Source organism: Aquabacterium sp., from assembly GCF_014378415.1.
GTDB lineage: Bacteria > Pseudomonadota > Gammaproteobacteria > Burkholderiales > Burkholderiaceae_C > Aquabacterium.
This window is the reverse complement of sequence record NZ_JACMNS010000036.1, coordinates 1-10,586: the sequence shown is the minus strand read 5'-3', so window position 1 is coordinate 10,586 and position 10,586 is coordinate 1. Positions and strand designations below refer to the sequence as shown.

Genomic DNA, 10,586 nt, shown 5'->3' with positions numbered 1-10,586 from the left:
GCGAGAACGCGCCACCGTGCAGGCCGGCTACCAGCTCAACGCCGATTGGCGCTTCAGCGCTGGCTACCGCCACGAAGGCCGCGCCTACAACGATGTCTACAACGCCGACATCAACCCCAATGTCTACGGTGGCGTCTCCAGTGTCAACCAGTTGGACCTGCGCACCAGTTACCAACTGACGCGGCAACTGGCGCTGGCCTTGGGCGCCAACAATGTGCTCGATGCCCACGCTTACCAATCGCACCCCTACCCCGGGCGCACGTTGTTCGCCGAACTGCGCTTCAAGCTTTGACCAGGGCCAGACCATGAGCCACACCCTTCACCGCCTGTTCTGGCGCATCCACTTCTGGGCCGGGCTGATCAGCGCGCCCATCGTGGTCTTTGCCGCGCTGACCGGCCTGTTCTACGCGCTGTCACCACAGATCGAGGCCCGGCTGTACGCGGACCTGGACCACGTCAACGTGCCGGCCAACCCGGCCATGAAGGCATCACTGGATCTGCAGGTGGCCGCTGTGCTGGCCAGTCATCCGCACGAGGCCTTGCGTCATGTGGTGCCAGCGCAGGGCCACACCGACAGCACACAGGTCTACCTTCAAGCGGCCCACGCCCACCACACAGCCAGCCAGGGTGAGCACGACCACGGCCTGCCCACTGGCAGCATCGTCTACATCAACCCCTACACCGCCCAGGTGCTGGGTCAGTTGCCCGAGCTGCAGCGCTTCAAGACTTGGTCCAAGAAGCTGCATTCCAGCGCGCTGCAAGGCGATGGCTGGCGCTGGCTGATCGAGCTGGGCGCCAGTTGGATGCTGGTGCTGTTCGCCACCGGTCTGGTCTTGTGGTGGCCCAAGCCCCAATCTCAAGGCGGCCCCGGCTGGCGCGCCTTGTAGCCACGCCGAGGGTCATCACCACGCCTGACTTGGCGCGACCTGCATGCCAGCATCGCCATCGCGCTGGGCCTGGTGACGGTCACCGTGCTGGTCACCGGCCTGACCTGGGCACAGCACAGCGGCGACAACTTCCGCGCCGCCCAACAGGCCTTGGGTCAAGGCACGCCCAAAGCGCCGAAGGGCTTGCGCTCGCAGCCTGTCGCCGGCAGCAACCGCACGGCCCTGAGCTGGCAAGCCGTGCATGACCAGGTGCGCGCCCAGGCGCCCGACATCGCCCTTCAATTGACACCACCGAGTGGTGCCGACGGCGTCTGGCGCGCCGAGAACTTCGACCGCTCTCAACCCACCAAGCGCTTCGTCAGCATGGTGGATGCTTACTCGGGCCAGACCTTGTTCTACAGCGGCTGGGACCAGTTGCCCGCGCTGTCCAAGGCCACCGCCGTGGGCATCCCGTTTCACCGGGGTGAGTTTGGCGGGTGGAACCAGGTGCTGCTCATCCTGGCCGCGCTGGCCGCCGTGTTCTCGGTGGTGTCGGGCTTGATGATGTGGTGGCTTCGCCGCCCACGCGGCAGCCTGGCCGCGCCCCAGGTAGGCCGCCAAACCTTGCGCCAATTGCCACCTCGGACCTGGTGGTGGCTGCTGCCATTGGCGGGCGCCTTGAGCCTGGCCCTGCCGGTGTTTCGCTGGAGCCTGGCCCTGTTCATCGGCATCGAGGTGGTGCGCCTGTGCCTTGAGAAACCAGCGCCCGCCAGCGCCGCGTGAAACCCAGCGCGCGCTACCGCTTCGCTTTGGTGCGCCCCACCACCGGACGGGCATGCTCGTGTCCATGCCCAGGCGTCTTGCTGACCGGCACGATGTGCAGTTGCCCGTGGGTGACGCCTGGCTGGGCGATCACTGCCTGCGCAAAAGACCGCACCGCATCGGTCTTGCCCTTGAGGATGACGGTTTCGATGCAGTGATCGTGGTCCAGGTGCGCGTGCATGGTCGACACGGTCAACTCATGGTGCTCGTGCTGCATGTCGTTCAGCCGGGTCGCCAACTGCCGCTCATGGTGGTTGTACAGGTAGGTGAGCGTGGCCACGCAGGGGCCGCGCGGCTGGGTGGCCAGGTGCTTCTCGCCCAGTTCCTGGCGCAACAGGTCTCGGAAGGCCTCGGACCGGTTCTCGTAGCCGCGGTCTTGCACCAAATTCTCAAAAGCATCGGCCAGTTCATCGTCAATCGAAATCGTGAGTCGGCGCATGGGCCCCTCCGGTGTGAAGTTTCACAAAATCCTCATACATCAGCATTACGCTTGGGCAAGCATGCATCCATTCCAGGAAGACTTGCGTAAATGGATTCACCTGCGCAGCGCCAAACCTTGGCCAACCCCACATCAAGCCACATCAACATGACAGCCTCTTTCGCACGCCATTGCCTGGCCAGCACCCTGGCCTTGATCGCCCCGTGGACACTGGCCCAAACCACCGAGCTGGACACCGTCGTGGTGCGCGGCAACTACAACAACGCGGTCGGCACCTCCGACGCGGCCAGCCAGGGCGTGGTCACGTCCAAGCTGATCGAGAGCCGGCCCACACTGCGCCCAGCCGAGGTGCTGGAGTTCGTGCCTGGCGTCATCGTGACGCAGCACAGCGGCGACGGCAAAGCCAACCAGTATTTTTTGCGCGGCTTCAACCTTGACCATGGCACCGACTTCGCCACCTTCGTGGATGGCATGCCGGTGAACATGCCCTCGCATGCCCACGGCCAGGGCTACAGCGACCTCAACTGGCTGATCCCCGAACTGATCGATCGCCTGAGCTATCGCAAAGGCCCTTATGGCGCGGAAGAAGGCGACTTCGCCTCGGCCGGGATCGCCCGCATCCGCCTGTTCGACGGCCTGCCGCGCGGCCTGGCCTCGGTCACCGTGGGCGAGAACAACTACCGACGTGCCGTGCTGGCCAATTCAACCGCGCTGACCACCGGCAAGCTGCTGTATGCCCTGGAAGCCGCCCAAAACGACGGCCCCTGGGATCACCCCGAAAAATTCCACCGCCTGAACGGCGTGCTGCGCTACAGCCTGGCCGAGGGCAGCACCAAATCCTCGCTGACCGCGATGGCTTACGCCGCACACTGGAACGCCAGCGACCAGGTGCCGAAAAGCGCGGTGGACAGCGGTTTGATCGGGCGCTTCGGCACCGTGGACCCCAGCGACCAAGGCCGCACCAAACGCTTCAGCCTGTCTTACGAGCTGCTGCACCCGATGGACGATGGCGACTTCAAGCTCAACGCCTACGCCATCCAGTCACAGCTCAAGCTGGTGTCCAACTTCACGTACTTCCTGGACGACCCGGTCAATGGCGACCAGTTCGAGCAAGTTGAGCGCCGAAAGGTGCTTGGCCTGAACACCAGCCGCAGCTGGACCACCACCCTGGCTGGCCACGACAGCACCAACACCCTGGGCCTGCAACTGCGCTACGACCGGATCGATCCCGTGGGCCTGTACTCCGCCAAGGATGGCCAGCGCCTGTCCACCAAGGGAGAAGGCAGCGTGCGCCAAACCAGCGTGGGCCTGTTCGCCGAGAACTCGACCCGCTGGACGCCGTGGTTCAAAAGCGTGGCCGGCGTGCGCGCCGACCAGCTCAGCGTCGATGTCAGCCAAACCACCAACATCAGCGCGGGCGAGAAGACCGCCAGCCTGGCCACGCCCAAGCTGTCACTCATCTTCGGCCCCTGGGATCAGACCGAGTACTTCGTGAATTACGGCCAGGGCTTTCACAGCAATGATGCGCGTGGCGTGGTCAGCGCCGTGGGCCCTACTCCCGCCCTGGTGCGCTCCAAAGGATTTGAAGTGGGCGTGCGCAGCGAGTTGATCCCGGGCCTGCAAACGTCGTTGGCCTTGTGGCAACTCAAGCTGGGCTCGGAACTGGTCTTCGTGGGCGATGCCGGCGTGACCGAGCCCACTGGCGCCAGCCAACGCCATGGCGTCGAGCTGAACAACCACTACGTGGCCGCCCCCTGGCTGCTGTTCGACCTGGACCTGGCCGCCTCGCAAGCCCGTTACAAGGACACGCAAGGCGACCTTGGCCGTGAGGGCCGGTTCATTCCCGGATCGGTGAACACCGTGGCCTCTTTCGGCGCCACGGTGACCGACCTGGGGCCGTGGTTTGCCCAGTTCCAGCTGCGCTACTTCGGGCCCCGTGCCTTGATCGAGGACAACAGCGAACGTTCTAAATCCACGATGCTGGCCTACGCCCGCGTCGGCTACAAAATCACCAAGGACCTGAAGCTATCGCTTGACGTCTTCAACCTGTTCGACCGACAGGCCAGTGACATCGACTACTTCTACGAGTCACGCGTGAGCCCCACGGCGGACCCGGTCAGCGAAGTGCACTTTCACCCGGTGGAGCCCCGCACCTTCCGCGTCACCCTGAGCGCGAACTTCTGAATCAGGCCCGCTCAATCCATCAAGCCGGGACCAGGCGCAAGTGCGTGATCTCGGACGGCGCGCCAAAGCGCTTGGGCGGGCCCCAGTAGCCGGTGCCCCGGCTGGTGTAGACCCACAGCTCACGCCATCGGTGCAAGCCGGCGGTGAAAGGCTGCTGCATCGGCACGAACAAGTTCCAGGGCCAGAACTGCCCCCCATGGGTGTGGCCGGACAACTGCAGGTGAAAGCCTGCCTGGGCCGCCGCTTCGGCCGAGCGCGGCTGGTGGGCCAGCAGGATCCTCACCAGGGCCGTGGCGGGCGCCCCCAACAAGGCGGCATGCGGATCACTGCGGTGGGTGGGGTCGAAGTGGTGCGCGCCATGGTCGGCCACGCCCGCCAGCACCAGCTCGGTCTGCGGGACCAGCGGGCCGTGGCGCAGCACCACGTGCTCGTTCATCAACACCGTGATGCCCAGGCGCCGCAACTCGGCCACCCAGGCGTGCGCGCCCGAGTAGTACTCGTGGTTGCCGGTGACAAAATAAGTGCCATGCCTGGAGGCCAATTGCGCCAGCGGTGCCACGTGCGGCGCCAGGTCGCGCACCGAGCCATCGACCAGGTCGCCGGTCACGGCCACCAGGTCGGCCTGCAAACCATTGACCGCGTGAACGATGGCCTGCAGATACGGGCCCTTGATGGTCGGCCCCACGTGGATGTCGCTGATCTGCGCGATGGTGAAACCATGCAAGGAGGCCGGCAGGTCAGCGATGGGCACGTCCACCCGCACCACCGCCGCCCGGCGCCGCGCGTTGAACAAGCCCCACAGCGTGACACCGCCCGCGATCACCGGCACGGCCAGGGCAGACCAGCTTTGCAAGGCCGTCATGGGCAACCACGCCGGCCACACCGCTTGCACACCGGCCGCCAGCAACAAGGCCACATCGCGCAGCACCGTCAGCACCAGCAAGGACGAGAACAGCCCCATGAACAGCAGCCCGGCCCAGGCCAAGGTGTCAGACCACCGCGGGTGTTTGATGCGGCGCGCCATCATCCCCCAGGGCAAAACCAGCGCGGAAACCGCCAGCACGGCGCCCATCAAGACCGCCACCCAGGCAGGGCCAGGCATGGCGGGCAGCAGACGCCAGGCCACGTAGGCGTGGACCAGGATGGACAGCAGTGACAAGGACATGTGGCTGAAGTGGGGACGCTGCCCAGGAATGCAAGTCGGGCGGGTTCACACTGGCGACCGCACTGGCGCCGACGTCATGGGCAGCCTGAGCGTGAAGCGCGAACCTTGTCCGCTTTCGCTGCTCACCTGGATGCTGCCGTTCATGCGCTCCACCAGTTGCTTGACGATGTACAGCCCCAGGCCGGTGCCCTCAATGCTCTCTGCCATCGGCGCCAGTCGTTTGAAGGGCTGGAACAACTGAGCCAGGTCATCGGCCGACATGCCGATGCCATCGTCCGACAACTCCAGCACCACGAAGGCGTCTTCAACCCAGCCTTCGACCACGACATGGCCGCCGGGCCGGTTGTACTTGCAGGCGTTGGTCAGCAGGTTGATGAACACCTGCACCAGGCGCTGCGGATCAGCGCAGACCCACAAAGGCTCGGCGGTCAGGCGGTCGACGAAGCTCACCCCGTGTCGCTCGCGCACCCCTTCGATCATGGCGGCGCTGGAGCGCCACAAGGGCGCCAGCTCGACCGGCTGCAAGGCGATGGTGATCTCGCCCGCATCGACCTTGGTCAGGTCCAACACATCCTCGACCATGCTCAGCAGTTGGTGGCCCGCCTCCAGCATCATTTTGACGCGCTGGGTCTGGGCGGGGTTGAGCGCATTGGTGCGGTCCAGCAACAGCAGTTGCGCAAAGCCCAGGATGGCGTTCAGCGGGGTGCGCAGCTCATGGCTCAAGCGCGACAGGAAATTGCGTTGCGACTGGGCCACTTTTTCAGCCGCGTCACGCTGCATGGCCCGCTCGGCCTGGGCCCGCTCGTCGGTGACGTCGCGCATCACGCCCACCAGGCGCCGCTGCGTGGACGAGGCGCCTTCCATCTGCTGGCCGATCGATTCAACGTAACGCACGTCCCCGTCAGGTCGGCGGACCCGGTAGGTCGTCTTGAAGGGTTGGCCCGACTGCATCGCCGACACGAAGGCCGCCTGCACCGGCGCCAGGTCATCGGCAACGATGAGCTGGCGCAGCTGGTCACGCGACACCAGCATCTCGGTCGAACCCACACCGTACAAGCAGGCCGCCTTGGCGTCCAACATGATGTGGTCCGAGCCAACGTCCATTTCGAACATGCCCAACTCGGCCACCACGGCGGCCAGCATCCAGGGCTCGTTGGCCGACACCAGCGCCTGCCGGTGCGCTTGCTGGCGCCGCAGGGCGTGCCGCAACAGGAAGAAACTGCTCAATGCCAGCACCACGGCCGCCGACAAGGTGCTGACGATCAAGACCTTCTCGGTCAGGCGTGAGACCTGGGCCAGGCTGGCGCTGAAACGTTTTGCGGCCAGCACCAGTTCATCGCTGAGCTCGCGGACTTCCTCCAGCGAGGCCAGCACCATCACGCCATCGGCGGGCGCATTCACATGGTGGCGCAAGCGCTGCCCCTCGGCCCGCAATTGCGCCAGCAAGGCATCGCCATGGGTCCAGGCGGTCAGCGCCTCCTGCAAGACAGGCCGGTCGCCAAAGCGGCGGAACAAGGTGATCATGCCCGCCACGTCGTCGGGGTGGTTGCCCCCGGCGATCAGGCCTTGCCGCACCACGGTCAAGTTGGGATTGCTGCGCAGCATTTCTTCGCGCGCCTGCTGGTCGCCCAGTGGCAGAGCCAGGGCTTCCTCAAAAGCCACGAAATCGGCCTGGTTGTGGGTGACCGCGAAATCACGCAAATGCTGCACCGCATCACTGCTGGCCTTGGACCACAGGCTTTCACCGCCCACGTAGGCGCGCAGGGCCCCCAGCACGTTCACACTGGTCACGGCCAGGGCCGCCAGCAGGCTGATCACCACCAGCGAGAGCGCCACGAACGCGACATAAGGCTGCCAGGACTCGCGCCGGTGCAGCATCAGGAACTGGCGGCGGCGGGTCGGCTCCTCAACGCTCGGCTCGGAGAGCTTCATCTTGGTCGGTCCTCATCCCATTCAATCATGTGAAGCCATCGTGGGTGCCATTGCACCACTGAAGTGGTGCATTTTCACCGCATCAAGGTCTCTTCACGCGCCCGGACCACAGTCCTGGCAGCGCGCCACCGGGACGGGGCCCATGCGCAAATGCCGGTTCAGCACACGCAGGGCGGTGCGCACGCCTTCTTCGACCACCGGGTGGTAGAACGGGCTGTCCAGCATTTGCTGCACGGTCAGCTGGTGCTGCACGGCCCACGACAGCAGGTGCCCGATGTGCTCGGCAGCCGGGCCGATCATCTCCGCGCCCAAGAAGCGGCCGGTGTGTTGTTCGCCATACACCCGCAGCAGCCCTCGGTTCTGGCCCATCACTCGGCTGCGCCCCTGGTCGTCAAAGTTGACCTCGCCCACCCCGAATTCCTGGCCCGAAGCCTGCAAGGCCTTGAAGCTGGCGCCCGCGAGCATCATTTGCGGATCGGTGAACACCACCCCCAGCGGCGCGCGCCGAGGGTGCACCCGCACGTCCGGAAATCGCCCGGCGTTGTCGCCCGCGATCTTGCCGTCGTCGGCCGCCTCGTGCAACAAGGGGTGGGCGTTGCTCACATCGCCAGCGATGAACACGTGGCTGTCGCCGATCTGGCCGGTCTCAATGTCAAAGTCCGGCAGGCCTCGGTCATTCACGGCGATGCCGGCGGCGGCCAAGTCCAGGCTGGCCAGGTTGGGGCGCCGGCCTGCGGCCACCAGCACTTGCTCGAACGCCTCGGTGTGTTCGGCCCCGTCCACGCGGTAAGTGAGCTGGGCCTGCTCGCCCAGGCGACTGACCTGAAGCACCTCGGCGGGCGCGGCGATCGTCAGCTCGGCCGACAGGATGCTGAAGGCCTGCGCACTGACGTCCGGGTCGGTCAAGGGCCCCAGCTTGGCCCCTTTGCTGAACAGCTTGACGCGCACACCCAGGCGGCTCAAAGCCTGGGCCAGCTCCAACCCCACCACGCCGCCACCCACCACGGCCAGGGATTGGGGCAAGGTGGGCCAGTCAAACACCTCGGCACTGGTGATCAGCCGGTCGCCCAGGGCGTCGCGCCAGCCGGGCGGGATCGTCGGCGACGAGCCAGTGGCGATGACCACGCGTTGAGCGGTGATGCGGGTGTGCTCGTCCACCATCAAATCGTGGGGCGACACAAAACGGGCACGGCCCAGCACCCGTTGCTCGGCCGGCCAATCGTTGACGGCATCCAGCACAAAGCCCACGAAGCGATCGCGCTCCGAACGCACACGTTGCATCACCGCGGCGCCGTCCACCTTGACCGGGCCGGCGTGCACGCCAAACATCGGCGCCTGCGCGATGGCATGGGCGCTGTCGGCCGCCGCGATCAGCAGCTTGCTGGGCATGCAGCCCAAGCGCGCACACGTGGTGCCGTAGGGGCCGGACTGGATGACCACGATGCGGTCGGTGTGCGCCCTGGCCGCGCGGTAGGCGCCCATGCCCGCCGTGCCAAAGCCAATGATCGCGACGTCTGCCTGGAGGGTTTTCATGATGGATGGCCTTGGCTAGTAACTGACGCCGTAGCGGTAGCCTTTGTACTTGAGCACCGCAGATTTGAGCCTGATCTCTTGCAGCACCAAATCCGGGGTGAGTTTGTCACCCTCGTGGAAGACCTGGCTGTTGATGATGAGCATGCGGTTGGCTGGGGTCTCGGAATACATGGCCCCACCAATCACCAGCTTGGGCAGGTCGCGCTGGAGGTTGGGCGGCAGTTCGCTGGGGGTGTAAATGCGGGTGTCGGCGTCGGCGGTGGGCGCGGGGATGGGCGCTGTCGGCATGACAACACGCGCAGCCGGCACGGGTCGCGTGGGCACGGGTCGCGTGGGCACGGACAGGATGGGCGCGGCACCCAAGGGTGGCTGCGTCTGAGGGGAAGGCGATGGCCGCTGGACCGGCGGTGCCAGCACGGGTGCAGGGGCGGGCAGCGGCATGGTGGCCTGCATGGGCGGCGGTTGATCAGTCGCCTGCGCTGGCTCTTTGCCACTCATCAGGTGCCAGGCCAGCAGGCCGGCCAGGGCCAACAGCAAGACCACGATGACCCCCACCAGCAATAGAAGCTGGCTGCCACGCTGCGGCTTGGGATCGTCGGCCACCGGGGGCACCGGGGGGGCATGAATGCTGGGCACAACGGCGCCACGTTCACGTTCCGAGTCCGCGCGCCGAAGGGCATCAAGTATGTAAGACATCGCCGTTATCCCCCCGTCCGCAAGCGTGGTTCGTCCACGCCCGTGACACGATTGAGCTGCATGAAAGTGGTGGGCCCCGCCACGCCGTCGGGCCGCAGGCCATGGGCCTGCTGGAAAGCGGCCACCTTGGCCTTCAGGGCCGCGTCGTAAGTGTGCTTGTCGGCGGTCACGGGCTCTCCTTGCGCGATGGCCAGGCGCGTGACCAGGGTGTCCACCAGCGGGCCCGCATTGCCATCCACGATGGATTGCAGGTAGCCCGGTGGCGCGCGCCAGAAGGTCGCGAAATCACCACGCCACACCTTCAGCAAGGTCGCCAACGGCACCGTCTTGGTCACGCCGCCCATGCTCAGGGTCGCGCTTTGCTTGTCCAGGCTGGTCAGCAAGGCGTAAGTGGCGTGGCCGCTTTCGTCGTTCAAGGTGAGGATGCCGGGCCGGTCCAGTTGCCGGATCAGGCTCAGCCCCCGGCTGCTGCGAAAACAATGCACATTGACTTGTTGGGCCTGTGCGCACGGGTCGCCCTCGGCCAAGGGCAACTTCCACAAGGGCGCCAGATCCAGCCAGGCCCTGCGCTCGCTGCCCTGCTTGCTGCCGAACAGCGAGGCGATCTCCGCGCTGGCCTTCAGCACTGGCGCGGCCAACTCGATGGGCGCGGAGGGTGCCACGGTGGGAGCCACCTGATTCGCGGTGACCAGTGCGGCGGTGGGACGGGACGCGGCCATGGGGGCCGATGCCGCCTTGGCCACCACCACGGGTTCCACACCGGGGTGAGCACGGTGCTGCAGCCAGGCCACGCTGGCCATGCCCGCCACGCCCAACACCGTCGTGCTGGCCACCAGGCCCCAGCCCCAGGCCGGCATGCGCCCTGCCACCGCGCGCGGTGGCGCCAGCACCCGGGTGATGTCGAACACCTCACTCGCGGCCTTCTCGACAATGTCGCGGTCAACGCGGC

The 10,586-nt window shown here is 66.1% G+C and carries 7 protein-coding genes and 2 pseudogenes; 3 read left to right on the top strand and 6 right to left on the bottom strand.

Features of this window, described 5'->3' with window-relative positions; genetic code table 11:
- Positions 1-292, top strand: a pseudogene (locus H7225_RS03940) (TonB-dependent receptor); the annotation flags it as partial.
- Positions 213-1,649: pseudogene (locus H7225_RS03935) on the top strand (PepSY domain-containing protein). The pseudogenes H7225_RS03940 and H7225_RS03935, both read left to right, overlap by 80 nt.
- A gap of 13 nt (positions 1,650-1,662) precedes the next feature.
- Here the strand turns inward: H7225_RS03935 and nikR are convergent.
- A complete protein-coding gene (gene nikR / locus H7225_RS03930; RefSeq protein ID WP_290659482.1) occupies positions 1,663-2,127 on the bottom strand; it encodes a nickel-responsive transcriptional regulator NikR in 465 nt (154 codons plus the stop codon).
- A gap of 90 nt (positions 2,128-2,217) precedes the next feature.
- Between nikR and H7225_RS03925 the strand changes: the two genes are divergently transcribed.
- Entirely contained in the window at positions 2,218-4,311 is a 2,094-nt protein-coding gene (locus H7225_RS03925) for a TonB-dependent receptor (RefSeq protein WP_290659481.1), read from the top strand.
- Between the two features lie 19 nt (positions 4,312-4,330).
- On the opposite strand, the gene H7225_RS03920 is transcribed toward H7225_RS03925, so the two are convergent.
- The 5 genes from H7225_RS03920 to H7225_RS03900 form a co-directional block, all read right to left on the bottom strand.
- Complete coding sequence (locus H7225_RS03920; RefSeq protein ID WP_290659480.1) at positions 4,331-5,476, bottom strand: metallophosphoesterase; 1,146 nt, start codon at positions 5,474-5,476, stop codon at positions 4,331-4,333.
- Positions 5,477-5,521: 45 nt separating this feature from the next.
- The gene (locus H7225_RS03915; protein WP_290659479.1) at positions 5,522-7,408 is read right to left on the bottom strand and encodes an ATP-binding protein; all 1,887 of its coding nucleotides are present in this window, start codon (positions 7,406-7,408) and stop codon (positions 5,522-5,524) included.
- Between the two features lie 93 nt (positions 7,409-7,501).
- The gene (locus H7225_RS03910) at positions 7,502-8,941 is read right to left on the bottom strand and encodes a dihydrolipoyl dehydrogenase (RefSeq protein ID WP_290659478.1); all 1,440 of its coding nucleotides are present in this window, start codon (positions 8,939-8,941) and stop codon (positions 7,502-7,504) included.
- A 15-nt stretch (positions 8,942-8,956) separates the two neighbouring features.
- A complete protein-coding gene (locus tag H7225_RS03905) occupies positions 8,957-9,637 on the bottom strand; it encodes a general secretion pathway protein GspB (protein WP_290659477.1) in 681 nt (226 codons plus the stop codon).
- 5 nt (positions 9,638-9,642) lie between these two features.
- Positions 9,643-10,586, bottom strand: a 944-nt coding sequence (locus H7225_RS03900) for a peptidoglycan-binding domain-containing protein (RefSeq protein ID WP_290659476.1), incomplete at its 5' end; no start/stop codon positions are given.